At 47.1% G+C, this 25,769-nt stretch carries 24 protein-coding genes; 8 read left to right on the top strand and 16 right to left on the bottom strand.

Annotated elements, in window-relative coordinates; genetic code table 11:
* The first annotated feature begins 157 nt into the window (after positions 1-157).
* Positions 158-2,401 carry a PAS domain-containing sensor histidine kinase gene (locus JUB14_RS18715; RefSeq protein ID WP_207508341.1) on the top strand — a complete coding sequence of 748 codons (2,244 nt, stop codon included), beginning with the start codon at positions 158-160 and terminating at the stop codon, positions 2,399-2,401.
* Position 2,402: 1 nt separating this feature from the next.
* On the top strand, positions 2,403-2,813 hold the full coding sequence (locus JUB14_RS18720) for a response regulator (RefSeq protein ID WP_207508343.1): 411 nt from the start codon (positions 2,403-2,405) through the stop codon (positions 2,811-2,813).
* 114 nt (positions 2,814-2,927) lie between these two features.
* Here JUB14_RS18720 and JUB14_RS18725 read toward each other — a convergent pair whose 3' ends face one another.
* The 3 genes from JUB14_RS18725 to JUB14_RS18735 all read right to left on the bottom strand — a co-directional run bounded on the left by JUB14_RS18725 (position 2,928) and on the right by JUB14_RS18735 (position 6,071).
* Entirely contained in the window at positions 2,928-3,161 is a 234-nt protein-coding gene (locus tag JUB14_RS18725) for a hypothetical protein (protein ID WP_207508345.1), read from the bottom strand.
* A 420-nt stretch (positions 3,162-3,581) separates the two neighbouring features.
* Positions 3,582-4,505, bottom strand: a complete 924-nt coding sequence (locus JUB14_RS18730; RefSeq protein ID WP_207508346.1) for a ketopantoate reductase family protein — start codon at positions 4,503-4,505, stop codon at positions 3,582-3,584.
* 126 nt (positions 4,506-4,631) lie between these two features.
* On the bottom strand, positions 4,632-6,071 hold the full coding sequence (locus tag JUB14_RS18735) for an aminotransferase-like domain-containing protein (protein ID WP_207508347.1): 1,440 nt from the start codon (positions 6,069-6,071) through the stop codon (positions 4,632-4,634).
* Positions 6,072-6,242: 171 nt separating this feature from the next.
* Here JUB14_RS18735 and JUB14_RS18740 point away from each other — a divergent pair, with 171 nt between their 5' ends.
* Entirely contained in the window at positions 6,243-7,307 is a 1,065-nt protein-coding gene (locus JUB14_RS18740; protein ID WP_207508348.1) for a branched-chain amino acid aminotransferase, read from the top strand.
* 96 nt (positions 7,308-7,403) lie between these two features.
* On the opposite strand, the gene JUB14_RS18745 is transcribed toward JUB14_RS18740, so the two are convergent.
* The 5 genes from JUB14_RS18745 to JUB14_RS18765 form a co-directional block, all read right to left on the bottom strand.
* Positions 7,404-7,949 (bottom strand): hypothetical protein, encoded by a 546-nt coding sequence (locus tag JUB14_RS18745; RefSeq protein WP_207508349.1) that lies wholly within the window; start codon positions 7,947-7,949, stop codon positions 7,404-7,406.
* Between the two features lie 151 nt (positions 7,950-8,100).
* Entirely contained in the window at positions 8,101-8,568 is a 468-nt protein-coding gene (locus JUB14_RS18750; RefSeq protein WP_207508350.1) for a GNAT family N-acetyltransferase, read from the bottom strand.
* A 223-nt stretch (positions 8,569-8,791) separates the two neighbouring features.
* A complete protein-coding gene (locus JUB14_RS18755) occupies positions 8,792-9,538 on the bottom strand; it encodes an SDR family oxidoreductase (RefSeq protein WP_207508351.1) in 747 nt (248 codons plus the stop codon).
* Positions 9,539-9,559: 21 nt separating this feature from the next.
* Positions 9,560-10,069: a DinB family protein gene (locus JUB14_RS18760; RefSeq protein WP_207508352.1), complete on the bottom strand. Its 510-nt coding sequence runs from the start codon at positions 10,067-10,069 to the stop codon at positions 9,560-9,562.
* 70 nt (positions 10,070-10,139) lie between these two features.
* Positions 10,140-11,033, bottom strand: coding sequence for a helix-turn-helix transcriptional regulator (locus JUB14_RS18765; RefSeq protein ID WP_207508353.1), 894 nt, complete (start codon positions 11,031-11,033; stop codon positions 10,140-10,142).
* Between the two features lie 203 nt (positions 11,034-11,236).
* On the opposite strand from JUB14_RS18765, the gene JUB14_RS18770 reads away from it, so the two are divergent.
* On the top strand, positions 11,237-12,508 hold the full coding sequence (locus JUB14_RS18770) for a chloride channel protein (protein WP_207508354.1): 1,272 nt from the start codon (positions 11,237-11,239) through the stop codon (positions 12,506-12,508).
* Positions 12,509-12,563: 55 nt separating this feature from the next.
* Here the strand turns inward: JUB14_RS18770 and JUB14_RS18775 are convergent, their stop codons facing one another.
* The 5 genes from JUB14_RS18775 to JUB14_RS18795 all read right to left on the bottom strand — a co-directional run bounded on the left by JUB14_RS18775 (position 12,564) and on the right by JUB14_RS18795 (position 18,032).
* Positions 12,564-14,432 carry a glycoside hydrolase family 97 protein gene (locus JUB14_RS18775; protein WP_207508355.1) on the bottom strand — a complete coding sequence of 623 codons (1,869 nt, stop codon included), beginning with the start codon at positions 14,430-14,432 and terminating at the stop codon, positions 12,564-12,566.
* 343 nt (positions 14,433-14,775) lie between these two features.
* Positions 14,776-15,162 (bottom strand): hypothetical protein, encoded by a 387-nt coding sequence (locus JUB14_RS18780; RefSeq protein WP_207508356.1) that lies wholly within the window; start codon positions 15,160-15,162, stop codon positions 14,776-14,778.
* Positions 15,159-15,326 carry a hypothetical protein gene (locus JUB14_RS18785; protein WP_207508357.1) on the bottom strand — a complete coding sequence of 56 codons (168 nt, stop codon included), beginning with the start codon at positions 15,324-15,326 and terminating at the stop codon, positions 15,159-15,161. The genes JUB14_RS18780 and JUB14_RS18785 overlap by 4 nt, the downstream gene beginning before the upstream one ends.
* Positions 15,319-16,722, bottom strand: coding sequence for a PQQ-dependent sugar dehydrogenase (locus JUB14_RS18790; protein ID WP_207508358.1), 1,404 nt, complete (start codon positions 16,720-16,722; stop codon positions 15,319-15,321). The genes JUB14_RS18785 and JUB14_RS18790 overlap by 8 nt, the downstream gene beginning before the upstream one ends.
* A 407-nt stretch (positions 16,723-17,129) precedes the next feature.
* Positions 17,130-18,032 carry an AraC family transcriptional regulator gene (locus JUB14_RS18795; protein ID WP_207508359.1) on the bottom strand — a complete coding sequence of 301 codons (903 nt, stop codon included), beginning with the start codon at positions 18,030-18,032 and terminating at the stop codon, positions 17,130-17,132.
* 159 nt (positions 18,033-18,191) lie between these two features.
* Here JUB14_RS18795 and JUB14_RS18800 point away from each other — a divergent pair, with 159 nt between their 5' ends.
* The 3 genes from JUB14_RS18800 (at position 18,192) to JUB14_RS18810 (ending at position 21,466) form a co-directional block, all read left to right on the top strand.
* Positions 18,192-19,376 (top strand): quercetin 2,3-dioxygenase, encoded by a 1,185-nt coding sequence (locus tag JUB14_RS18800; RefSeq protein ID WP_207508360.1) that lies wholly within the window; start codon positions 18,192-18,194, stop codon positions 19,374-19,376.
* A gap of 79 nt (positions 19,377-19,455) precedes the next feature.
* A complete protein-coding gene (locus JUB14_RS18805; RefSeq protein WP_207508361.1) occupies positions 19,456-20,418 on the top strand; it encodes an alpha/beta hydrolase in 963 nt (320 codons plus the stop codon).
* A 214-nt stretch (positions 20,419-20,632) separates the two neighbouring features.
* Positions 20,633-21,466 carry an SGNH/GDSL hydrolase family protein gene (locus JUB14_RS18810; protein ID WP_207508362.1) on the top strand — a complete coding sequence of 278 codons (834 nt, stop codon included), beginning with the start codon at positions 20,633-20,635 and terminating at the stop codon, positions 21,464-21,466.
* A 132-nt stretch (positions 21,467-21,598) separates the two neighbouring features.
* Here JUB14_RS18810 and JUB14_RS18815 read toward each other — a convergent pair whose 3' ends face one another.
* Positions 21,599-22,195 (bottom strand): cupin domain-containing protein, encoded by a 597-nt coding sequence (locus JUB14_RS18815; RefSeq protein WP_207508363.1) that lies wholly within the window; start codon positions 22,193-22,195, stop codon positions 21,599-21,601.
* A gap of 422 nt (positions 22,196-22,617) precedes the next feature.
* Here JUB14_RS18815 and JUB14_RS18820 point away from each other — a divergent pair, with 422 nt between their 5' ends.
* The gene (locus JUB14_RS18820) at positions 22,618-22,848 is read left to right on the top strand and encodes a hypothetical protein (RefSeq protein ID WP_207508364.1); all 231 of its coding nucleotides are present in this window, start codon (positions 22,618-22,620) and stop codon (positions 22,846-22,848) included.
* A 123-nt stretch (positions 22,849-22,971) separates the two neighbouring features.
* On the opposite strand, the gene JUB14_RS18825 is transcribed toward JUB14_RS18820, so the two are convergent.
* Entirely contained in the window at positions 22,972-23,379 is a 408-nt protein-coding gene (locus tag JUB14_RS18825) for a response regulator (protein WP_207508365.1), read from the bottom strand.
* 7 nt (positions 23,380-23,386) lie between these two features.
* On the bottom strand, positions 23,387-25,660 hold the full coding sequence (locus tag JUB14_RS18830; RefSeq protein WP_207508366.1) for a PAS domain S-box protein: 2,274 nt from the start codon (positions 25,658-25,660) through the stop codon (positions 23,387-23,389).
* Positions 25,661-25,769: the final 109 nt, after the last annotated feature.

The raw sequence follows: 25,769 nt of genomic DNA on the forward strand, positions 1-25,769 counted from the left end.
ATGTAACTGTACTGCTTATTTTATAATAAGTTATTGGCTACCAGACTCTATCAGCCTCTACTGAGCACACACTGAACTAATCAAAAAGAGACTACGCCCGAGTCCTTAGATACTTTTTGAAGATATAGTAAGTGCACCATTTTACCCTCGTATACTTTTGAAAAATCGACCTGTTGGCACTGCTGCTCTCTCCCATGGAAGTAGCTCAGAAATTCTCAGTCATGCGTATGATATCTATAAACTAGCCTACGAAAGTATTCCCGTTAATGTTGCTATTGTAGGCCTGGATAGAAAGTTTCTGACTATCAATAAATCCTGGTCGACTTTTTTGACTGATCACGACTTGACTGATAAAGATTTACTACAAGGTCAATATCCGGATGTTTGCTTCCAATCCGAGGAACCCGAAAATGCTCAGATCCGGGAGAGCGTAGAGAAGGTCCTTACGGGCCAGAACAGTGATTTCTGCTTTGAATTTGTTTGTCCCCTATCTGGGCGCCCCCAATGGTTCAGGTCTTGTATCAGCCCTATTATCAGAAATAATGAAATACTAGCCGCTACTGTGATTCACATTGATATCACTGAAAAAAAGATGGCTCAGTTAAAATCTAAAAAAGCCTTTCATGAAAAGCAAAGAATTCTGGATGTCTCCCTTGATATAATCTGTGCTATCAATGAAGAAGGTAAGTTCATAAAGATTAATAAAGCCAGCAGAAGCATACTGGGTTATGATCCGGACGAACTCTTAGGAGTACACTTTAAGGATCTGGTCTATCAGGATGATCATTCCGGGGTCTGGGAAGCTCCTGATCGTATGATGGCAGGAGAAGAACTTCGTAACTTCGAAAACCGCTATGTCCGCAAAGATGGTAGTCTGGTACCACTGGCGTGGACAGCACACTGGGACCAACAGGATAATACCCTGATTTGTGTCGGCAGGGACAATTCTGAAAAGAAGAAGGCAGAAGAACAGTTGCGTATAAATACTGATAAAATTACCAACCTGTTAGAGCGCATTACAGATGGTTTCGTAGCCGTTGATAACACATTTAACATTACCTACTGGAATCCAGAAGCCGAGCGTATCCTGGGGTTCAAAGCCAGAGAAGCCATCGGGAAGAACCTCTGGGCTATCTTTCCAGAGGCCATTCCACGAAAATTCTTTTCGGAATACAAAAAGGCCCTGACTGATCAAACTCCCACCCATTTTGAAGAGTTCCTGCCATCCATTCAGGGCTGGCTTGAAGTCAATGCTTACCCTTCGGAAGATGGTCTTTCCATCTATTTCAAAGATATCACGCAGATGATAAAAGATAAAAGGAGGCTTGAACTTAGTGAGAGGCGATTCAGGGCACTGGTACAGGAAGGCTCAGATCTGATTGCGATACTGGACCAGCAAGGTACCTATCAGTACGTATCTCCTACCATCGAACAGGTACTTGATTTGCCGGCGACCCATTTTGTCGGAAAGAGCGTCTTTGACTTTATTCATAGAGACGACCGGGATTGGGTAATGCAGCATTTTTCCCTGCTGGGAGTCCTAAAACAGGTCAGGCTGGCTCCCTTTCGTTTTTTAAATACACCTACTGATTTCCGCTGGATTGAAACAGTGGCTACGGATATGTGTGATGATCCGGCGGTGGGAGGAATTGTTGTTAATTCCCGGGATATCACCCGGCAAATCAATGAATCACAGGAGCGGGAAGAACTGATCAGGGAACTGACCCTGACTAACAACGACCTGCGCCAGTTTACCTATATCACGTCCCATAACTTCCGGGCTCCGCTCTCCAACCTGATTGGACTCCTGGATCTGATGAAAGATATACCGGTTGAAGATCCCACCCTGAATGAACTGATCAAGGGCTTTGATACCTCTACCCACGCGCTTAATTCTACCGTAAATGATCTGATCAACGTGCTGATCATAAAGGGCAATCCTTCAAAGGGAAAAGAATTGATCTGTATCAGAGATTTGTTTAACAAGGTCTGTGATCAGATAGGTATCCAGATACTGGAAGCCGAAGCTGAGATCATGCTGGATGATACAGCAGCACCTTGTATATCATTTGACAGAACTTACCTGGAAAGCATCTTTCTGAACCTGTTGACCAATTCCATTAAGTACCGCTCGTACCAGCGCAGCCTCAAGGTTGACATTACGACCAGTGATAAGGGTAGTGAAGTGGAAGTAGTCTACCGGGACAATGGCATTGGAATAAACATGAAGAGATACAGAGACAGACTGTTTGGACTATATCAGCGTTTCCATGACCGCCCCGACAGCAAAGGTCTTGGCCTGTACCTGATCAAGTCACAAATCGAATCAATGGGAGGATCCATTCAGGTGAAAAGTCAGGTGGATGTTGGTACTACTTTTACAATATGCTTTAAGAAATAAAATGCTAAGTCAGGTATTATATATAGATGATGATCCGACTGCCTCGCTGATATTCAGATTAGCCAGCAAAAAAGCAGGTTACTCCAAGGAAGTAATAACGGCCGGAAATGGACTACAGGCCCTGGATTATTATGAACAACTACTTACGAAGAAACAGACTCAAGACCCGCAGGTTGTTTTTCTGGATCTGGATATGCCGATGATGGGGGGGTGGGAGTTCCTTGAGGAGTTTATGCAGAACTATTATTCCTCTTTTAAAAGTACTCGTTTTTATATCATCTCTTCATCAATTAACCCTCAGGACAGAATTAGGGCGAAGCAATATCCCCCTGTACTGGATTTCGTTGCTAAACCTATTACCTCCATTTTACTCCGGGAACTAGATCCATTCAATTCATCATCTGGTTCCTAAACCAGGAGACACATTACATTTAGGAGTACTTAATCAGAGCGGGTACCTTCCTGATCAGTGGTCCCGGGACATAAAACAGGCCCTCCTACCGGAGGGCCTTCATGAAACATGAAACTAGTGTAGTCTTAGCAGAAAACCCTGATCCTGGAGTTGTTCCAGAATTTCGTTTTTATCTCTGGTCGTAATTATAATCCCCTGGTTAATTTCAAGCCCCAGGATAAATTCATCCAGTGGATCCCCAAGACTACTACTCTTTCCCCGACTTTGCATATATACATATTGCTGTAATACTTCGGACGGGGAGTTTCCTTCAAAAAAATCCCCTTCCAGGGACACAAACTTCATCATACTGAGATGTTAGGATTTGTTTCACAATCAATCCTCCATCTTAGTGGGTACTCTAATACTACTTATGCATGACTTACTAAAAAATCAGGCCAAAGGCTTTCATAAATTTTATGACTTTAAATCAAGCCTTTAAAAACACTTGATAATGAATGTATTAATCAATAACGTATTTTATTGAAGAATTGACGTATATAGGATTTGACTTTAAAAGAATCTTATCTACTTTTGTATAAGCTTTCGGCGAAGAAGATTAAACAAAATGTAATTTTCAGTTACTTGTTAAGTCTTGCCGTAGTTGCTACTGTTAAATTTTAATGGTGTGGATATATGTCGGACAGCCTACAGATTCTATGTGTAGGCTGTTTTTTTATCAGTTCCCGCTACGATCTACAATATTGATACCCGCAGTGCAATAATTTTTCAGCCAATTGCCAGGTCTGCTTTCAACCTAGTCAGCTCTCCAAGCAATCTCGTTTCTCTGACCCTATTTTCCAGTTGAAATTTTTGAGCGATCCTGAGAATACTAAAGTTCAGCGTATCTATTTCTGTCTCTTTCCTGCCCCTGATATCCTGTAGAGTAGAAATAATCTGACCATCAGATGCTTTACTAATCTGCAGAAGACTAGCAGCTACATCATCAACCGTAAGCTTTACGCCTACTTCCTCAGAAACAACAATGCACTCCTCTATAACTCGCCTGGCAATAGTAAGAGCCTGATGGTCCCGATAGAATATACCATTATCCACCTCCAATAGGGAACAAACCGAATTAAAGACGCAATTGATGATTGTCTTTTTCCATATTACATCTTGAATAGCGGCTATAGCTTCAAACTTAAAAACTGGACTGCTCAGCAGACTGGCTATTGCACCAGCCTCTTCGTTCGTTCCCTTTATAACACCAATGGGAGAGACAGCAACGGGTTTAAAAGTAAGCACGTCGGGAGTAGTTATATGGCTGGTTGCAAACAGAACACAACGATAAATAATCGGAAAATCATTGTCAATAAAGGGCTGCTCTACGCCTAATCCGTTCTGCAAGAGCACAACCGGCGAGCTACTGATCCGTTGTTTTAGAGCCTGGGCTAGTTTTTCATTACCAAAGGATTTGTTCGTCAATATTACAATTCCATCCAGTGATGAACTTGTACTCAGCGTACTTATCTTTATCTCTGCTTCCACCCGGTTGCCGCTTTCCAGATTTACCTGTATGGTTTCGGTACATTCAGGTAGGTTATCGACACTCCCCCTAATAAGGGTTACCTCTTTATCAGTAAGCTTGAGAAATACCGCAAGGGCTTTACCGATAGCTCCTGCTCCTACAATATAGATATGCTTATTCATCTGGAATGTTAATTACGGATGGGGTTGATGTATAGGGTGAGCTGGCAAAGCTATACGTCATACCGATGAATAAACAGGTACAGTTTGAGCAAATAGGGCTCTAACAGCTATGCCTCCTTAGGTATTCTACGCCATTTTACTGGCATGCCTACCTACTTTCTGTAATGCGGCTTCCACCTCAGGTGTCCATTTCATTCCGTAGCTAAGCCGCATACAGTGGGTATATTGGTCCTGAAGAGTAAACATCCGACCGGGGGCAATACTTATTTTCTCCTGGTTCAGCCGCCGGTGTAGTTCGTAGGTATCTATCCCTTTGTTAAGTTCAACCCACAGCATAAACCCTCCCCTGGGACAGGTCACTTTGGTTCCTTCCGGAAAATGATCACCAATGGCTTGTATGAACCGGAGGCTGTTGCCATGCAGGACCTGGCGTAGCTTACGGAGGTGATGCTCGTACCGTCCATTCTCCAGAAAATTGGCTACCACTTCATGGGTCAATGTTGTAGTGGCTACCGTATGGTACAGCTTCAGTTTCTTTACTTTGTCAAGGTACTTTCCGGGAGCTATCCACCCGACCCGGTAGCCAGGTGCCAAAGTCTTGGACACCGAACCACACCATAGCACGATTCCGCTTTCATCGTAGGTTTTACATGATTTAGGGCGACTTGGTGAGAAGTAGACATCTCCGTACAGATCATCCTCGATCAGGGGTATCTGATGCTTTTCCAGAAGTTCGACTATGTGCTTTTTATTTTCGTCGGGTATACAGCTTCCCGTAGGATTACTAAAATTCGTTACTACCAGGCATGCATTGATCTTATTTCTTTCAAGAGCAGCCTTCAGGGCCTCAACTTCTATTCCGGTGACAGGGTCCGTGGGGAGTTCCAGTACTTTTAGACCCAGGCTCTTGGCCAGCTGCAGTATACCCAGATAAATAGGGCTCTCCACCGCGATGGTATCCCCACGTTCGGTTACTGCCAGGAGGGCATAGGATAAGGAGTTCATGCAGCCGGAGGTAGTCACGATATCGTCAGGGGTTAACCTGCCGTTCCACATGACAGACCAGCGGGCTATCTGTTTACGCAGATTCAGGTTTCCCTGCAGGTTTTCGTAGCAGGTTCCCCCGGCGTCAAGCGTCCGTACAGCCCCTGTCACTCCTTTGGCCAGTTTAGCCAGGGGAAGCAATTCCGGCGCCGGGACACCCACCTCCAGATGTACAAAACTTGTATCATGCATGTTTTGAAAAACTCGCTGAATCATGTCCTCCGCATCTATATCCTGTGGGATGGCTTGAGGATAGCTTTTGGAGGGAAGTAAAGGCTGGCGCGCTCCATTGAAGCGAACGTAGTACCCCGACTGAGGGCGGGACTCGATAAGCCCTTTGCTCTCTAAATGATAGAAGGCCTGCAATACTGTACTTACGCTAACCCCCTGTTCCTTGCTCAGCACCCGTACCGATGGCAGTTTGTCGCCAGCTGCCACTACTCCCGATAGGATTTGTGACTCGATACCATCAGCGATTTGCTGGTACAGAAACTCATCCCGAAGCATTATATCCTTTCCCATATAGATAGACTGTTATGGTAATATTACTAAAAACTGCATCTGTTTTGGCCTCAAATTTACAGATACTTTTGCTCTGCATCTACGTAGAAGACAATGGATAACCTCTACTTAGGCTACCCCAAGAGGCAGGGTTCTCCTCCTGATTTGAATCACTTACTTTATCTATATACCATGGAAGCAATCTCAAGTATTCACATTGAAAGTACCCCCCGGAGCAGAATTAATGATGTTGATATTTCAAAGGCCCTCTTCGGTTCGGTCGCGACAGATCATATGTTTGTGGCTGATTATGCCGGGAGTACCTGGAATAACTCTCAGATCAAACCCTTTAGTAACCTTTCGTTAAGCCCTTTTGCCCTCGCCCTGCACTACGGACAGACGGTATTTGAAGGAATGAAAGCTTTCCGTATGCACGATGGAAGTATCTCCCTATTCAGGCCGGATAAACACTACCAACGGTTCTGCCGATCGCTGGAAAGAATGTGTATGCCTCTGGTGACGGAGGAGCTATTCGTATCTGCACTACACGAGCTGGTTTCCATTGACCGTCAGTGGGTACCCGTAGGGGAAGACAGCTCCTTGTATCTAAGACCTTTCATGATTGCCTCCGAAGCAAAAATGGGCGTAAAAGTATCGGATGAATACCTCTTTATGGTCGTTGGCTGCCCAACCGGCCCCTACTACAGCAAACCCCTGCGACTCAAAGTAGAAACCCAATACATCCGATCTGCGGAAGGAGGCACCGGTTATGCTAAATGCGGAGGTAACTATGGAGGCGCCTTCTATCCTACCGTACAGGCCAACCATCAGGGATTTGATCAGGTACTTTGGACGGATGGAAAAGAGAACAGATACCTGGAAGAATCAGGTACCATGAACGTCATGCTTATTACCGGAAATACCCTGATCACTCCGCCTCTTTCATTCACGATACTCGATGGGGTTACACGCGATTCTATCCTTACCATGGCCCGTGACAACGGAATGGATGTACAGGAAAGAAAGGTATCGGTAGACGAACTCGAACAGGTACTAGCCAGCGGAAAGAATGTGGAACTATTTGGAACGGGTACCGCCGCCGTAATAGCACCCATTAAAGAAATCAGCATCGGCGAAAGCATATATTCGTGTTATATCGGAGAGGATTCTACCATGTACAGCCTGAAGCAGCAACTGCTCGATATACGTACCGGCAAAGCCGAAGACCTCTACGGCTGGAACTACATCCTAGCCTGAGAAGCTGAGAGTAGCTACCTAAAATACCACTACCCCCTACCTGCTATAGTCCCGATTGTACTTATATATGATCGGGACTTATCTTATTCAGACTCGCTACTTCCACCGGACTGGGAAAGCCAGAATCAGCTTCACTTCAAAAAGCGCTAACAGCAACGTGAGCATTGGGGACCTTCCCGGCAGCAGAAAGAGCATGGAAAGTCCTCCTACCAGCAAAAAGGCGGCAAGTACCCGCTGTTTTTCATGCGTTCTGACAAGGTTAATCAAAGTCATGGCAGCGATAGTGTAGATCGCAACTGCCGCAATAACTACTCCCTCATTCGGGAATACCCACCAAAGCAGGCAGGGCTGAATAACATGCAGGAGGATAAACACGTACCGCTTAGACGGACTGGCCGAGTAATAGTCGTTGGTCGCCTTTGTAAAATTGGAAACGACTCCACCGGCCAGGTCCATAGTCAAAGCTCCTAACAGAATGAATCGGGTAGCTGTCAGCTGGTAGCTCCCGGCTTCGATCAGAACAAGAGCTGTTACTAACAGGACTGTACTGTAGGTAATGAGCAGGTCAAACGCAGAAGCTTCCACGCCATGTAGCTCATGCAGTGCCTTCGGAACCTTTACTGTTTTATCTAGTATAGCCATCTTGAGTTAATTTCAATAGTCGTATATACGTATCCAAAACCTGATAGCCTCCCCTCCTGTTTTTTCCATACAGAAGCTAGTGTACCAGGTTAAAGTACTTTATCAGAATAGCTGGTAACGATTCAGATGTATGCTTCCAATCTGGTTACAGCTAGTTAAGAGGGAGCTCCATCTTTATATCTGCCCGTACATATTTGCCCTTATCCAACTCTATTTCTTCAAAACCTAACTTATTGTAGATGGCAATCGCACTCTCTAAACTGGTATGGGAGTAGAGGATCAGCTTTTCAGCGTTCAACTCTCTGGCTTTCTCTATTGCTGTTTTACAAAGCAGTTTGCCAGCACCTACTCCCCTGGCCGCTTTATCAACAGCCATTTTGGTCATTTCATAAATGCCCGGTTCTACAAGTTTGAGCGCAACAGTTCCGATGATGGAGCCATTATGGCAAACGAATAGGATCCTGCCTCCCTCTTTCAAAATAGCCTCTTCGGGGTTTTCCAGTACCCAGTGATCAATGGGTTCGATGGTGAAGTACTCCTCCAGCCATGCCTTGTTAAACTTCTCAAAGTATGGTTGATATTCCGGTTGGTACTCTACTATGCTAAATGTATGATTCATTGTTTGTTGATGCTTGTTCATCTGCTCCGGTACTGACTGCTGACAGAAGACATCCCTGCCTATATGAAAGAACTTAGGCACTCCTGGTCGGAATCCGAGCAAATATGAGACAAAAATGGGATAGAAAACAGGCACAGCTGTGACATTTTGGAGCACAACAGTATAGTATGATAAGATCAACGCGAGCATTACCTAAAAGAGATTATCTAACTAATAGCTAGGGCTATCTTCCTCCCGTTATATCCAGGAAGGCCCCGGTTGTATAGGAAGCTTCATCCGACAGTAACCAAAGAATGGCTTTGGCTACTTCTTCCGGTCTTCCGCCCCGTTTCATGGGAATGGAGTCCTTGATACGGTCCACCCGCCCGGGCTCTCCCCCGCTGGTGTGTATATCGGTATAAATAAAAGCCGGCCTTACTCCATTGACCCGGATTCCCTCATCAGCTACCTCTTTGGCCAGCCCCAGTGTCAGCGCGTCAACAGCCGCCTTGGAGGAGGCATAATCGACATACTCGCCGGGGGCACCAGTGCGGGCCGCGATCGACGATACGTTGACGATGGCTCCGCCCGATCCGCCACGTTTGGTAGACATTCGTTTCACCGCCTCTTTTGAACACAGAAAGCAACTGATCACATTGCTGTTGAAGATCCGGCACAGCCGCTCCACGTCTATATCTACCACCGGCATCTGGGTTTCGAGTATACCGGCATTATTGACCAATGCACTGACGGTACCCAGGGTACTATCTATTGCTTTGAAGAGTTCATCCACTTCCCTTTCAGACGATACATTCGCCCCGAAGGCCTTGGCTTTGCCCCCGTTACGTACTATATAGTCCACCACCTGATTGGCTGCTTCCTCATTTTTCAGGTAGTTGACCCCTACCTGGTAGCCCAGCGCAGCAGCCTGAATGGCAGTAGCCGCCCCTATACCCCGGCTGGCTCCTGTGATCAGTATTGTTTTGTTCATGATAAAGTGAAGTTGCCTATACTATGCCGACCGTTGGGTGGTACTCTGTAGCTCCCTTTTGAAAAATATATAATCAGAAAGAGGGGGATCTATGCCCTGTTCCCGGAGTAGTAAGGCTATTTGTCCCCGGTGGTAAGCCGAATGAAATAATATATGCATATAGATTTCCTGAATGGTGTTCTCAAATCGAACGCCCTGGGTGTTGGAATAGGTTATAGGCCTTTGTAGACCCATTCCAAACCGCTCGGCCTGCAGGTACACGCCTGTTTGCTGGTACACCTCATTATTAGTTGCTGCCAGATCCACTCTTTCGATCTGCTGCCAGGGCTTTCTGGAAGTACTACCCGTGGTATAAATACGGTCCAGCCAGATCTGGTGGGCATTTAAGATGTGACTCAGCAGAGACAGGGGCTTATCAGGTACCCCTTCTCCTCTGGTCAGTATCTCCATAAACCTCTCATTGGCTTCATGATTATAACTAAACCAATCCTTCAATTGATCTTTCATCTTCGCGGTAGATTTGGTTATCATACCCGACAAAGGTAGAAAGCCCAATGCGTGTAGGGGTATTCCTAAAAGTCCAGAAAATATCGCTTTCGGCTCATAATCCGGATGCGAGCTCGGTTCCGGCCCCGGTTAGTTTTAGCTGTTTGGGCGTATGCCCATATTTTTCTTTGAATGCCTGCACAAAGTGGGATACATTCTCAAACCCGACTTCAAAGCATACCTCCGAAACATTTTTTTCGGTACTCTTCAGCAGAAAATAAGCATCCCGAAGTCGGCGCTCCTGTATCCAACGCCGGGGCGATGTCTGATAGGTCTGCTCGAAACGACGCTTAAAGGTTGATAAACTAAGCCCTCCCAGAAAAGCCAGTTGCTCCAGGGAGATATTCTCCCGGTAATGCTGCTCAACCAGCTGTTCAAGGCTACTTACCTGCCTGTTGTGCAGATGGGCCAGATAACCCATGAAGCTATCCCGGCTATCAGAATGGGCCAATAACCAGAACAACTCCTTTACCTTGATAGACAGCAACAGGTCCAGGTTACCCGCAGGTTGTCGGGAGCCCAGGTAGGCTTTTAGGGAATTGGCAAAGGAAACAGTATGCTCAGAAGCCGGTATATGGATCAGTTCCGAGGGAGATTTTTCGGTTAGTCTCTCCTCCCCCAGCAGCTCAGTTGCAAATTCCTGCGCAACCTTGTCGTCAAAAAAGATCAGCAGGCTTTGATACTCTTTATCAACGAAGGGCTTCTCCGTCATCAGATAGTTACCCTTCTTAATAAAGAAGCCTTCTCCGGAATGCAGACAGAACTTATGGGCAGGGGTAAAGACTTCCTTATAGCCATTTAGCAGGATGACAATAGCATTTTGCTCAAACTGTACACTTGCTTTCTCCGTCTCCTTATCGGTCTGGTATAGTATGACCTCAACGCCACTACCAGCCACCAGCCGGTTTGGGTGGTGGTTAAATGCGTAGGGAAGACTAAATATATCCATATGCTGCACGGGAAACAGGTGGAGCTACTTTCTGTACCAATTAAAGGTACTCATATCTATTTAATGCGCATTATCGCTCTCTATTTTCCACTTTAAGTTATTTACAGGGAGCTTAGTGCGCTTGTAAGGGAATGGAAAAGCTCTTTCCCTGTACCAGTACCTGATTAAGCAGTACCTTTGTCCTAACCAGATGATGATTAGTAATGGATTACAAAACCAAAAGACTAGCGGCCAATCTTCGGAATCAACTTAATTATCCCCTTCAGTTCAATCCTTTCGTCTTCAGCCGCATCTTTCTGTTGTGGGTACTTATCGGTGTAGTAGGAGGAATAATTGCGGGCTGCTACTGGACTATTTTAGAGAGTCTCCTGCACTTTCTGGCTCAGGTACAGGGGCTCTATGTTATACCTCTGATGGTCGGGGCAGGTTTCCTGGCAGGCCTGGTTATTTACTACCTGGGTGACCCCGGTGAAATGGATTTGATCGTCAATAACATACGCTTTAAGGGAGGCAGGCTCGAGCCCAAGAATAATCCATCCATGATCTTATCCTCGCTGATCTGTATCGCGAGCGGAGGCAGTGCCGGTCCCGAAGCTCCTCTCGTACAAGTAGTAGGCTCTACCGGTACCTGGATCGCCCGTAAGTTTGGCTTCAAAGGGGAGGATCTGCGATCACTGAGTATCGCGGGTATGGCCTCTGCCTTTACGGCGCTCTTCGGGGCTCCTCTGGGAGGTAGTCTGTTTGCCCTGGAAATTCTGCATCATAAGCACGTAGTGGAGTATTATCAGGCTCTGATCCCGGCTTTTGTAGCGAGCTGTTCCAGCTACGTAGTATTTATCCTGATTACCCATATAGGCATTGGGCCCACCTGGCATTTCCCTATGTACGCTGCGCCACAGCTCAATGACGTTTTTCAGGCTATGCTTTATGCATTCGTAGGTACAGCCGTAGGCTGGCTGTTCATCTTTGTAATCCGCCAGATGCGGGCTATGTTCAGAAAGATCCAGTTACCGATTTATATCAATATGGCCATTGGTGGTTTGTTCCTGGGTTTGATTGCCTACCTGGTTCCTTTATCCCGCTATTTTAGTCATGATCAGTTGAATATCCTCCTCGACTCCCAGCTAAGTATGGGCTACCTGCTCCTGCTACTGGCGGCTAAAATACTGGCCATAGGGTTTACTGTTACATCGGGTTGGCGCGGAGGATTTATTATACCCCTGTTTTTTGTCGGATCTACTGTAGGTTTTATCATTCATGCTGCCCTACCCGGACAAAACTTACCCCTGATCCTGGTGAGTAGCATGGCTACCATCAACGCCTGCGTTACCCGGACCCCGATTAGTACTACCATCCTGCTTTCAACCCTTACCGGATTCCACTACTTAATACCCATAATGTTTGCCAGCCTCACCGGTTTTTTTCTGGCTCCCAAAACGCCTCTTATTAATGCTCAATTGGGAGTAAAAGAATAAGAGTACTGTAATCTTAATAGTGTGGCTCACCTACTGACCAGAGATAAAGTACGTGTCATTCATCTATCTTCTTCAGGTACAGTGCCTGTCCACCCGAAGGAAGTAAAGATGCCGATAAAGTATCCTTCCCTGTTACGGTGCGGGTTCTCCTGCTGACCTTACCGGTACCATCGTCTTCATAGACTGTCAGAGAATACTTTTTGCCCTTCTCCAGAAAGGTTAATGGCAGGCTGACGGTACGGGCTTCGGTATTGGTGATGGTACCTACAAACCAGTCGTTGCCCTTGCGCCGGGCTACCGACACAAACTGGCCGGGGGTTCCCAGCAGGACCTTTGTCTCGTCCCATACCGTCGGAAGCTCTTTCCAGAATTCTATTTCCTGCCGATCCAGAAAATCAGCAGGTTTGCCGTACCAGTACAGGTACTGCAGGGGGCTGAAGTAAATTACAGGCAGGGCCAGCTGGTGTACTTTGGTGTTCTTGAGGCGCGCCTGGTTGAAGCAGTAGGTATAGTCAGCAGCTCCGGCAATGAATCGGGTAAAGGGTAATATGGTATTGTGGGTAGCGTCAGGCCACTCTTCGTTGCCTCTCACCCCTTCCTGAGTCAGCAGATTGGGATAGGTCCGACTGAATCCAGTCGGACTATATTCATCATGGATATCAAGTACGAGTTGATATTTGGCGGCTTTACGAATGGCGTCGTGCAGCCAGATGGTCCAGTAGTGGGAGCCCGTATGCACAAACCCAAACTTGATGCCCGCCACGCCCCAACTCTGGTAGAGAGGCAGCAGCGTATCCAGCTGACGCTCGAGTGCCCGGTGGTTTACATATAGAATCACCTTCTTACCCTTAGAAGTAGCGTAGCGGATGGCCTCCGCCAGATCCAGATCTCCCTTTGGATTCCGCCGCGGATCAACGGTCACCGTGGAGGCATCCGACGCTATTTCATGCTCGTGTCCATACCAGCCCGCGTCAAAGTGTATATAGTCAATGTTCTGTTCCACCGCAAAATCAACCAGGCTTTTAGCTCCCGCCGTTGAGAGCGAGACCTCCCGCATGACTTTTCCGGGCTTGATCCAGCTCACATCGCTGATCTGGTTCGGCGGGTTCAGGTTCTGGATCAGATAATTCTTTTCCAGCAGTTCACCGGGTGTATCGGCGGCCATCACCACCCGCCACGAGGTAGCATAGGGAGAGGTTTCGGTAACGGGGGCAAATAGCTCACTGACTAGTTGATTAGTGCCCGCTAGTTTGAGGCGAACCAGGGGGTAGCTCGTCTGTTCGGCCTGTGTGATACTGGCCCAGGTACCATTGTCCAACCTGAGCGTCAACGGCATTTGCGCCGCCCGCTCCCAACCTTCCAGCGTCCGCTCTTCATATTTTCCCTGCGCATGGGTGGTATAGTAGGCTTTGGTATTCGCAGGCAGGTTAAAGAAAGTCGCTTCCTGTCCTATTTCAATGATCTGCATACGCAGGTCCTCCGGGAATACGTACCGGAAAGCAACTCCTTCGTCGTAGGCCCGCGCGACCAACTGTATGGTTCCTCCGACACCGGGTCCATTCCTCAGTGTAACCACCAGCTCATTGTATCTGTCAGGAATAGTACTGCGCTCACCCCAGACAGGCTCCCACTGAGACGCGTGATTGCTTTTACGAGCTGAAACAATACGAAGGTTTTGACTCCAGTTGAAGCTAACGGTACTGGCAGGATTAACTACCAGCCCCAGCCGGGAGGGCTGAATAAGTGGCTTGTTGCGATAGGTAATTTCGTAAAATAAGGCTTGAGTTGCAGCAGGCTCATTGCGTAGGGAGATGGACCAGGTAAGCAGGCCGTTGGGAGAACTGATCCTGAGCGAATCAGGTACCTGTCCAAAGGCAGGCTCTAAAATCCACAGGAAAAAAAGAACGAGTAGTAGGCGAAACATCTGGAAAGAATGGTTTTGTCAATAGGGCTCCTGTCAGACTTTCGGGAATAATAATATGTGTCCCTTGAATCGGGCTTCCCGGCAGGCAAGGGTGTATCGGTTGTTATCACCAGACAGATTAGCCCCTTACTGACAAAAACAGAGTAACGCTATTTCTACTTTCTTAACCCAGCCAAGTACCTGTTCCAATCATCACCTTATAAGTAAGTACTTCCTACTGGGACTGCAGTATCCCAGCTGTTCAAGCGTACTGGTCAAGGCATAAGTCAAGTAGTACCTACCAATAAAGCCAGTGCTCTACACTGGCTTTATTGGTAGGTACTATGTATGTACGAGTACTCTATTAAAAAGGCTGCTGGTAGAGGATTGACTTGGAACACATTTCCAGGGCAATCTCCTGCAGTAACAGATGAGAGGTAGACTTCTCGTCTATGACAGATAGCGTAATGCTCAGTATCTCCGGCATACCCAGGGCAAGCCCCAGCTGTTCGGCCACGGCAAAGGCACTCATAGAATTAAGATTAGAGATGTACAATTGCTGTAAATCCTGCCAGGGTCCGTGGGCGCCTCCTCCCAGGGCCATGATATCGGCCCATAACTGCCGCCCCTTCCCGAGCATATCCCCTGCCAGTTTCCTGACAGTAGAGGGTTCCCTGCCAATGACTCTGAACAGCGCTTTCTCTTCGTGGTTCAGAGCCTGCTGCAAAATCGTGTTCAGGTAGTCTTTCAAGTGAGGCTCCTCGTTTTATCTACGGTATCTTCCAGTAGTTGTCGGAATGAAGCCTGCGTAAGTTGCACATTCTTAAACCAGGCTTCCACCTTATCCAGGTGTTCCTGACGGCACTCGGCATCTAACTCTATCAGTATCGGTTGCTTCAAAGCTGGTTTATCCATGGCTCATTTCCTTTTTAGTTATTTTCCATAGTACACCTGTGTGTGCAAATCCAAACATACTTCCTTCGGAAATGTGCGCTACACCAAAGTCCAGGACATAGAGGCTCTTGCCATCGGGACTGAACCGGCAGGAAACAGGTCGTTCGATACCTCCTCCCCCGTGGGCTGAGGCAGGTCCCATGATTCGGTTGTGCATAAAAAGCTCGGAAGTACCCTCTTTTACATCTACCCGAATCACCCTGAACCCATGATCCAGGTCCTCCTCCCGGGGCGAGTTTAGCGGAGCTAGCGTACCCCATTCTGTTACAAACAGCTCCCCCCGGTGACCAAAGAAGTCAGAACGGGAGAAATCCATACGACACATGCAGGAGTGGGGCTGCTCCAGAAAAGCCGCCGGTCCGGCCCAGGGCGGCGGATCCTGAATAAACAGCTCAGCCGCCTTGCCTTTCAAGGGCAGGTGCTTTTCGTGGTTAACGGGCAGACCATCCCCGTATATGTCCGGAAAGCCGTACCAATCAGGGGTAGTCACCGAGCCAAAAGGCTGGCTGGCATTTTTGATATGCCAGATCCGATCGGGATCGAGGGCTACGGCCCGCTCGCCTTTTTCTTCAAAATCATTGTCCGACACATACAGCTCCCCCTGTTCATTGATAGCCATACCGAAAGGATTCCTGATGCCCCAGGCCAATAGCTCTACGTTGGTACCATCGGGTTTGCAGCGCCATACGGCTGAGTTACACCAGAGCTCTCCTTTGATCACTTCCCCTTTCTCAGACCTGGTACCGAAAGGCTTGAACGGACCGGTAAGGGTAAGGTAGGCATAGGGCTTTCGTGGATCACGACTCCATACGTTGTTGCCGGTAAGGGTTATATCCTGTCCAGGTACGTCATGCGCCAGCGGATGCTTGGCCAGATCCACCGTAAAGCCAGCCGGTAGGGATACCCCCTGCTGCGACACTGATCCGTGACCAAAGTACATAAGGCCATCCGGACCGAATATGGGGCCACCAGGCTCATGCCATCCGCCGCTGGGTACCTTGTCGATCAGGATGGTTAACTTACCGGTTTCGAGGTTGTATTTAGCCAGTTGCATGTGGTACCCACCTTTGAAGGCCATGTAGAGTTCGCCGTTATACCAGGTTATACCCCGCGGCCCCGCATGTACATTCATGGTAATAGCTTCGACCTCCCCATTGGGGTGGAGCGCAATGACCCTGGCCGGCATGTAAGGACGGGTGGGCCAGGAACTCCCTCCCTCACTGACAAATACAGTACCATCGTCGGCTACTGTAACGTCCGTTGGAAGGGACAGACCCACCATAACGGCCTCTACCTCATAGCCATCGGGCACCACTACATCGTTTGCATCAACAAGCGGCCGGGCGGTGGTGGGCAATTATTTAAGGTTTTCCGGCGTAGTGCGGCTTGACCTGATGGGAGCCTTTCCAATTTTAAAACCACGATTAGAAGGTGCAACATTCTGTTCTTCTGCCATAGTCACATATTTATATGAAAATAAAACTACTACACTGTATAGTAGGGGGCACTAAAGCATCTACCTGGTTGATTTACAGGTGCCACATCTAAAATACAATAAGATAGCGAAGAAGGGCTGGCAAGCTATACGTCTCAGACATAACAGCTCGTAGTAGACAGTAATTATAATAAACCCTCAGGTCCGAAAATGTTTATAGGGGATCCAGATTACGACCCGGACAGATCATTTACAAGCTAGGAGATAGAGGCAGGAAGCCTGCCTGCGTCCCCTTATGGTTTCAGGAACTCATGTAGTAGTACTACCTACTATATTCTTCCTATTTTCTGATCTAAGGGATTAGTCTTCTCCCGATACGTCCGGGGTGAAACACCCAATCGCTTACGAAACAAACGCGTGAAGTAGTTGGGATCATCAAAGTTGAGAAGATAGGCAATCTCAGAAATAGTATAAGAAGAATGCAGCAGGTACCTTTTCGCTTCAGACAGTACATGGTCCTGCACCACTTCCAGCGCCGACTGATTCACCACTTGCCGACATACGCGGTTCAGGTGTACAGGCGTTATACCAAGTTCTTCGGCATACTGCTGTATACTGCGTCCGTGACGAACGTGCTCTTTGATCAGGAACTGAAAGCTTCGGAAATAGGCCAGAATTCGATTGGATGTAGCCTGCTGATCTGTCTTTTGCAGATGAACCAGCCGGTATATTTCCAGGAGTAGCAGGGACAGACCGGCCTGTATAGCCAGTGATCGCTCGGGACGGTTATCAAACAGTTCGTCGTGTACCTGCTCTACTAGTCCGGCCAGCTTTCCAAAAGCTTCCTCATCGGTATTAGACTGGATAATCTGGGCCTGATTAAGGGTAACCAGTACGGCGGGCGACGCATTGAAGATGGTGTCCAGATAAGAATTTGACAGCAGAAGGGTCGAACCCGTTACATCCTTTGTGAACTGGCAGCTATGCAGTACATCTACCGGTATAGTCTGCAGACAGGGGGCCTGCAGATGAACCTTACTTGCCCCTAAGGTTGTGGTGAGCTGACCTGTTTCGATCAGTATAAGTTGAAACAGGTCGGTATGCAGGTGCGGCTCAATGGTCCAGTATATTCTATGAAGACGATCTTCCAGACGCTCACTATGTACGAAGTTCGGTAACAGGGGAGAGTAGGGCTCCCCGTACAGATTGAAATTAACTACGTTATTGCCCATAGGTTGCTTTTATACTACTGCCCATCATATTCTGTCATGAGATATAATATCCCTTCACTTATGCATGTTCGGTTTGTGCTAGTAAAGGTACGGTTTATGCTACTCATCCGGGCGCTATTGTGGTACATTTATAAGACTATTTTGTAAATAACAAACCGTATGACGCTACATAGAATACTAAAAGGGAAACTGGTACTAGCCGCCCTGCTGGGACTTACTACTTTCGATGGTCAGGTACTTGCACAGTCCGCCGCTGCCTCAATGCTTGAAAAAGGAGCCTTCATACAAGGAGGCCTGGAGGCCATTCAGGCCGTTACTCCTAAAGGTGAACTACCCGGTCAGAAAATTCCGTACTACCTCCGCAGTGGTGAGGGTGAGCGCTATCTGGTAGGTGGGATGGTAGTTAACTTCATTGCCAGAGGCAGTGATACAGGCGACCTTTACGAATGGACGGTCATTACCGGCGGAAAAGGAGCCGCATTGCCTTCCCACAGTCACAGTACTACGCACGAAGCCATACTGGTTTTGGATGGCGAAGTAGAACTCTGGCTGGCCGGTAAGCACCACCGTATGATCAAGGGCGATTTTGCCAGCATTCCTCCAGCTACAGCCCATGCCTTCCGGATGCTGTCACACCATACCCAGTTGATGTCGATCAGTAACGGGAATCGTTTGGGAGCTATGTACCGTACATTGGGTAAGTCCTATACCGGCTACGTGCAGCCCTCGGACCATGTACCGGCTCTGCCCCAGGCCGATCTGAAAAAAGCTGAGCAGGTAGCTGATGTACAGTTCGACGACAAGCCGCTCGCGGGACAGACTCCCCAGAGGGTTACCAACGCTGTACTACCCAAGTCTGTGATGCCCTACGTACTGGCCGTCGGTGAAGGAGATCGGTATACTATAGGTGATCAACTTTTTGGGATATTAAGTGATAATGCCACTACCAACGGAAAGCTCCTGATCGTTTCGACCGAAGGTCCGGCTGGTCCCATGATCGGTAAGCACTACCACCTCAAGCATACTGAAACGTTCTTCTGTATTGATGGGCAGATGAGCATGTGGGCTAATCAATCCCTGCTGGACGTTAACCCTGGCGACTTCGTATCGGTGCCAGCCGGTACTATCCATGCCTTTCAGCTGAAGAGTCCATATACCCGTTTTATGGGTATGCTCACACCGGGTGTATTTGAGGATTTTTTCAGGTCGGCACAGCCCTATACGCAGCATGTGTATCCACAAGTACCGACAGGAGGACCTAATTTTGAGAAAATGGCCGAACTGGATGTAGTGCTGCTAGAGCGGCCAGGTCCACCGCCGGCTCAGGCTCCCAAAAAAGACTAGGTATTAATAGCAACCTGATCACTTTTTAAGGATAGGTTGTGTAGATACAGCTTCAAGCTCAAAACCCCAGAACCCGTACATGAAGAAGATACTAACTATCGCTCTAACCTTACTTACTATGGGCGTGAATGCACAACAAAACAGGGACCAGCCCGCCACTATTGACCCGGTCAAACTGGCCATTCAGTCATCCACGCACTGGCTGGATCTGGATTACGTAGGCGATGGACTTACCGGCCATAAGCTGGATATCCATTTACCCAAGACCGGTAGCGGGCCTTTTCCGGTAGTTATTTCTACCTATGGCAGTGCCTGGCGATCTAATTCCTGGAAAGCCAATACCTTCGCTACGGGTATAGGACAAAAGCTGCTGGATAGTGGCTTTGCGGTGGTCAGCATCAACTACCGATCAAGCGGCGACGCCCAGTTCCCGGCCCAGATCCACGATGTAAAAGCCGCCATTCGTTATGTACGGGCTAACGCGGCTAAATTTGGTCTTGACAATTCCTTTATTGGCATCACAGGTTGGTCATCAGGTGGACATCTGGCTGCCATGGCCGGTACAACCAACTCCGTAAAAGGGACCACTATACAGGGGTTGGACATAGATGTTGAAGGAAATCTTGGCAAACATACCGGAACCAGCAGCAAAGTGGATGCGGTAGTAGACTGGTTTGGACCTACTGACTTCCTCATCATGGATAGCTGCGGTAGCACCATGAAGCATGACGATGCGCAATCGCCGGAGTCAGTCTTGATCGGAGGGCCTATCCAGAAGAATCCCGCCAAGGTTGCTCTGGCCAATCCAATACAATATGTACGAAAGGATAATCCTCCGTTCCTGATTTTTCACGGAGATAAAGATCCGTTGGTACCGCCTTGCCAAAGTGAAAAGCTGTACGAGAAGTTAAAAGCTGAAGGTATAAAAAGTAGTATGGTTATAGTCCAAGGTGGAGGCCACGGCCCCGGTGTAATGATAGATTCGTATTACGATAAGGCGATAGCCTTTCTAATATCGGAGAAGAAGGGTAAGAAGAAGTAAGCCTCCTTATCAGTATCTACTGATAGGAATATAACGATAGCCCCCGAACCAGCTATTTATTGAATAGCCGGTTCGGGGGCTATGACTTCAGGGGAAGAAAAGTCATATTACAGATCATTTTCCCATTGACAATAGAAATAGTACTTATTCTGCTTTTGTCAGCTAACTATACAAGCTTTTTTTATTTAGCGATCTAGTAAATTTTCTTAATTTCATGTACAAGAAAAGTATACTCTTCCTGGTGGTGGTCCTGTTGGCCCTATTCAGCTCATTTACCAATAAGCCCCTCACCTGGGTGGCTATCGGAGATTCTATCACCTACCTGAACGACCATCAGAACGAGACCGACCATAGAGTTACAAAGGGATACATGACTCTGATTACCGAGAAGTTGCCTCATATCAACTATATCAACCAGGGGCATAATGGGTGGACCGCTGGTCGCATCGCCGAGTCTATCGACAAGCTAGGTATCCGTAAAGCCGATATCTATACGGTATTTCTGGGGACCAATGACTGGTGGGCGGGCCGCCCGCTGGGCCAGTTGAAGGATTATCAGAATAGTACTGGTAATGCCACTGTGTATGGTTCCTTCCGCATTATTCTGGATAAGTTACGTACTCTGAATCCACAGGCCCACATTGTCCTGATCACACCTATGCAGCGAGCGGACTTTGTCTACCTCTTCAACTACAAAAACAATGCGTTTGGGTCTTACCAGCCAAAAAATGGACAATATCTGGAGACCTTTGCTCAGGCGATTGACTCCATTGGACGATTGGAACGACTTCCCGTCATTGACCTCTACCACACCCGAGCCTTACGACTGGAGAAGCTAATAAAGTACAAGCGACTTAAAAATCCTGAAACCGGTCAGTACCAGAACTACGTGTACCCGGCCTACACCCAGGTTCCCTTCAATCCGGAACAAGATGAGTACCCCTACCCTCTGGATGCGGTGGACCAGACCTATGACGGCCTGCACCCTTCGGACAAAGGCTATGCACTGATTAGCAAGAAGCTCCATAAACTGTTCAAAAAGTACTGATTCCGGTAACACAAAAAAGGGAAGTAGATACACGTCCTTTAATAGATGCTTCTAAAAAGAACATCCCCGCCAGCGTAACCAGCGGGTGATGCAGATAGGTGTAGATATAAAAAAGTTTGTTCTAGTAGTTGCTTAACCAGCCTGCTTCCTAATATAGGGTAGAGTGACCTCAATCTTTCGTCGCTCGCCGGAATACTGCGGATAGTACCCCTTATAGCCTAGTATGCTGGCAAATGAAGTAAGCAGCCGGTACGACAGGCTGTTGGTCTTTTCCGGCAGACCTACCACTTTCAGATCGTACTCTTCTGATAGTACCACCTGCTGCAAAAAGGGTAATCGTTCGTCAAACGTAACCTGCCCATCGTTACACAGCCCAAACAGCTGTTCAATCTGCGTTTCGGTATTCAGCGCCGGTTCTACGGTAACTGTAGCCATTACGGGCTCATCTTCCTGGTTCCACCACTGGTGGAGCTGTCCCTTCTGTATAGTCAGGGTATCACCCCGATGCAGAAGATGTAAGGTACCATCACAGTCTACTGTTAGAGCACCCGATTGTACGGAAATAGTCTCCGTCTGATAGCTGTGATAGTGACGAAGTAATCGTTGGGACCGGGGAGCTATGTACCAGTCATACTGCAGATAGTTTCCATCTGTATCCCGTGCTGTTTTCAGCCAACGGACTTTCTCTCCAGTCACCTTGTTTTCAAGAGTTTCATCTGCTTTTGCCATATGCTCAAAGTTTTAGAAACTGTTTCAGGGAAGAAATAAAGACTACAGTTCAACCATTTCCAGCCCAGATTGTTTTCTTAGTAGCTATTCAATTGACCAATACAACCTCCTCCTCCACTACCCTTCTGTCTCCTGATTTCAAGGCAGTTATGGCTTTTTAAGATTTGTAGACTGGTTATGCGTTCGCTTTAGACAAGTTGGCTGGTACACTATTTTTCAAGAGGAATAAGAGGAAAAAAGATGGATATCAATGAAGGTAATCTTGCATATATACTTTACGATTTGATACCCGGGGAGATAGACGAAGAAGGGCTATTCCTATTTAGCTAGTCGGATAGATTATTAGAAAATTCAACAGGATAAACTGTATACTCTTTAACAGATAATAAATACTCTTTAACAGATAATAAAACCGTATTGCAATGAAGTTACCTCATGAACTAGAGCCCGGCGACCGCTTTTACTATCGTCATAGTATTGGGGAAGATGTAAAACTCTGGAAAGTAGTGGCTGTTGGCCTAAACAGTCTGATTGCTACCAGTGAGCATGTCTATACTAATGTACCCATACAGTACGACCACATGAATGAACCAGAACGGCACTTTTGCTATGTACCTCCTCAACCGGGTCTCTTTGGCAAGCTAACCGGATAGCAGCTATACCGCATCCAGAAGTAAAATATAAATGTAATAGTGAGATGGCTGATGTAGCCTACTGAACAGGCACCTGAATGCCCTACTCAGTAGTCCTGCTCTGAAACTTGCATTTAGCTTAGGCTACGGCTTATCCAGTACAGGGATCATAGCTGTAAGAAACTCAACAGTGATTGGTTTAGAAATAAAATCAACTACACAAGGGTACTGCCGCGCCTTTTGTCGATCGCTGGGGTTGACTGAGGAGGAGATAATCATGACCCTGGTATGGGGGAATCGCTCATAGTACTGCTCCACAAATTGGTCCAGAAACTCATAGCCTCCCATTACGGGCATGTCCAGGTCCAGGAATACAAGGTGAGGGTATACATCGGTCCCCTGCTCAACTGCCAGTTGATGATAATAATCCAGCGCCATCTGCCCGTTGGAAGCTGTGCGTACTTCTTTGGCAAACGAAGCCTTACTGTTGGCCAGCCTGAATATGAGCTGAGCCGTTGGATCATCATCTATGTATAGTACCTGATCTATCATTGAGCGATTATTTAGTAAAAGTGATGGTAAACGTTGTCCCCTGATCCACCTGACTTTCTACATCAATACTGCCTCCAAGGGCTTCAATTTGCGACTTCACCAGGTACAGGCCCAGCCCCTTACTATCCGGACGATCGTGGAAACGCTGGTATAGGCCAAATAGCCGGTCCCGGTAACGATCCAGATCCATGCCAATGCCGTTATCGCTAAACAGGAGCTGTACCGAATCGCCGGTATCGCGGGTGGTGATATTAATGCGGAGCGCTCTCTGATAGGACCGGTACTTCACAGAGTTGGTCAGCAGGTTCAGCAGAATACTTTCGAGGTAGGAGCGGTCAAAATACACCATCGGGGCCAGCTGGTCATCATACTGTATCTCAGTACCTGCTTCTTCTACCGAAATACGGATCTGGTGGTAAACCTTGTCAAAAACTTCCCGTATGCTTAACTGTTCTTTACTTTGGGAGGGGTTACCTTTAGTAATAAGTACCTGTATGAGATCATTCACGGTCTCGTGCAGAGCTGTAGTAGATTTACGAAAACCTTCGATGATCTCTGCCAGCATGGGATCTTCAATGGGTATCGCCTTCATCAGGTCCAGTAATCCCAGCAGGTTAGACAAGGGAGCCCGGAAATTATGAGAGGTGATATACGTAAACTGTTTCAGTTCGGCATTGGCCTGTGAGAGTTCCTTAATCAGCTTTTCTCTTTCCTGCTCCCGCTCTATATGTCTGGTTATATCCTGAATGGCTCCAACTATTCGAGTCGGATTCCCATCCTGATCCCTTACGATAAATCCCCTTCCCAGAACCGTAGCATAAGTACCATCGGACTTTTGGGCCCTATAAGTTGCTTCAAATTGATTAACATCGGGCTGCTGGAAGCTTTGTGCATACCCGTCCATAAACCATGGCAGATCATCCGGATGGATTTTACTAATCCAGGCCTCCATGTTTGTTACTTCCTTCGCCATATCATAGCCAAAGAGTAATCCAAAGCCACCTCCCCAGGTTGCTTTGTTGGTTGCTACATCATAATCCCAGATAGCATCCTGAGTTACTCTGGTCACTATTTCATAGCGCTCATTGGCTATACGCACCTGTTCGTCGGCCAGCTTACGGGCCGTTATATCCTTGGAATATACTGATAACCCTTCTTCGGACGGATAGGCACTTACATCCAGCCATAGATTCTTTACGGAGGATCGTTCTACGAAGTGAACAGGTACCTGTTCTGAAACAGCTCTGTGATACTCAGTATAGTATTTCATTTGGGTAGCACCCGGAAAAAGCTCCCAGATGCACTTATCTAATGCATCCTTTCGGGACAAACCTGTTATTTGTTCCGCTTTCTTATTCCAGTAGGTAACTATCCAGTCTTTGTTGACAGTATAGAAGCCATCCGTGATACTGTTAAGTATAGTAGAGATCTTCTTGTTGTAAGTATCTTTCTGCTCTTCTGCTCGTTTATTGACGGATATATCCCGACCTATACAAAAGTACCTTCGGTCCTCTTCATCCCATCGGGCCGTCCAAAGAAGGTGTACCAACGTACCGTCTTTTCGAACATAGCGGTTCTCAAAGTTTCGCATATCTTCACCTACCACTATCCGGGCTTCCCTCATCTTACCATGGTCCGCTTCATATACCATATTTAAATAGGGTACCCCTACCAGCTCCTCCGGTTCATAGCCTAATATATCTCTGCATGCACTATTTACCTGCACAAACCTCCCCTCTTCATCAAAAGAACAGATAAGGTCCAGTGACATATCCAGTATCTTTTGTTTCTCATCAATTACGGTCTGCTTTTCCTGTAAGGCTAATTGAGTTTGTAATTCAGCTCTTTTTCTGTCCGTTATATCTATATGCATGACAGTCGCAGCCACAATAGAACAATCTTGTACGATAGGAGATACAAGTGCTTTAAACCACCGTTCCTGATCAGAAAAAGGACATAACAATTCAAAACTAAACTCACTTAGCTCTGCCCGCAGGACCTCATCCACACCAGCTTGTACCCTACCGGCCTCTACCTCATCAGCGATTTGGCAAAGATCAGGATATACATTGTTTACCAGTTCTTGTTTGGTTGTGTCAAATTCAGAAATGTATCTTTCCCATGTTGCGTTGGCATAAATCAGATTGCCCTGCCTATCGATGACTCCGATGGCGGCTGGCAGATTATCCAGTACCAGAACATTAAAACTGGAAGCAATATGAGGGGTATCTCCTTCACTAGCTTGCTGGTATGTATCAATATTCTTCTCTAATTTATTCAAGTCAGACGTAGGGTTTAAGTTGAGCAACCAATACCGGATATAGTGCGCAACTTATATGCCAAATCCAGTTCCAGCCTTACTTTGTTGATCAGACTGTATATCATCAGTA

It is taken from the genome of Telluribacter humicola (assembly GCF_017355935.1).
In the GTDB taxonomy this organism is placed as follows: domain Bacteria; phylum Bacteroidota; class Bacteroidia; order Cytophagales; family Spirosomataceae; genus Telluribacter; species Telluribacter humicola.

Coding starts and splice junctions, on each gene's coding strand:
- JUB14_RS18720 (WP_207508343.1), top strand. CDS start 2,403: ATGCTAAGTCAGGTATTATATATAGATGATGATCCGACTGCCTCGCTG.
- JUB14_RS18725 (WP_207508345.1), bottom strand. CDS start 3,161: ATGATGAAGTTTGTGTCCCTGGAAGGGGATTTTTTTGAAGGAAACTCC.
- JUB14_RS18730 (WP_207508346.1), bottom strand. CDS start 4,505: ATGAATAAGCATATCTATATTGTAGGAGCAGGAGCTATCGGTAAAGCC.
- JUB14_RS18735 (WP_207508347.1), bottom strand. CDS start 6,071: ATGGGAAAGGATATAATGCTTCGGGATGAGTTTCTGTACCAGCAAATC.
- JUB14_RS18740 (WP_207508348.1), top strand. CDS start 6,243: ATGGAAGCAATCTCAAGTATTCACATTGAAAGTACCCCCCGGAGCAGA.
- JUB14_RS18745 (WP_207508349.1), bottom strand. CDS start 7,949: ATGGCTATACTAGATAAAACAGTAAAGGTTCCGAAGGCACTGCATGAG.
- JUB14_RS18750 (WP_207508350.1), bottom strand. CDS start 8,568: ATGAATCATACATTTAGCATAGTAGAGTACCAACCGGAATATCAACCA.
- JUB14_RS18755 (WP_207508351.1), bottom strand. CDS start 9,538: ATGAACAAAACAATACTGATCACAGGAGCCAGCCGGGGTATAGGGGCG.
- JUB14_RS18760 (WP_207508352.1), bottom strand. CDS start 10,069: ATGATAACCAAATCTACCGCGAAGATGAAAGATCAATTGAAGGATTGG.
- JUB14_RS18765 (WP_207508353.1), bottom strand. CDS start 11,033: ATGGATATATTTAGTCTTCCCTACGCATTTAACCACCACCCAAACCGG.
- JUB14_RS18770 (WP_207508354.1), top strand. CDS start 11,237: ATGGATTACAAAACCAAAAGACTAGCGGCCAATCTTCGGAATCAACTT.
- JUB14_RS18775 (WP_207508355.1), bottom strand. CDS start 14,432: ATGTTTCGCCTACTACTCGTTCTTTTTTTCCTGTGGATTTTAGAGCCT.
- JUB14_RS18785 (WP_207508357.1), bottom strand. CDS start 15,326: ATGGATAAACCAGCTTTGAAGCAACCGATACTGATAGAGTTAGATGCC.
- JUB14_RS18795 (WP_207508359.1), bottom strand. CDS start 18,032: ATGGGCAATAACGTAGTTAATTTCAATCTGTACGGGGAGCCCTACTCT.
- JUB14_RS18800 (WP_207508360.1), top strand. CDS start 18,192: ATGACGCTACATAGAATACTAAAAGGGAAACTGGTACTAGCCGCCCTG.
- JUB14_RS18805 (WP_207508361.1), top strand. CDS start 19,456: ATGAAGAAGATACTAACTATCGCTCTAACCTTACTTACTATGGGCGTG.
- JUB14_RS18810 (WP_207508362.1), top strand. CDS start 20,633: ATGTACAAGAAAAGTATACTCTTCCTGGTGGTGGTCCTGTTGGCCCTA.
- JUB14_RS18815 (WP_207508363.1), bottom strand. CDS start 22,195: ATGGCAAAAGCAGATGAAACTCTTGAAAACAAGGTGACTGGAGAGAAA.
- JUB14_RS18820 (WP_207508364.1), top strand. CDS start 22,618: ATGAAGTTACCTCATGAACTAGAGCCCGGCGACCGCTTTTACTATCGT.
- JUB14_RS18825 (WP_207508365.1), bottom strand. CDS start 23,379: ATGATAGATCAGGTACTATACATAGATGATGATCCAACGGCTCAGCTC.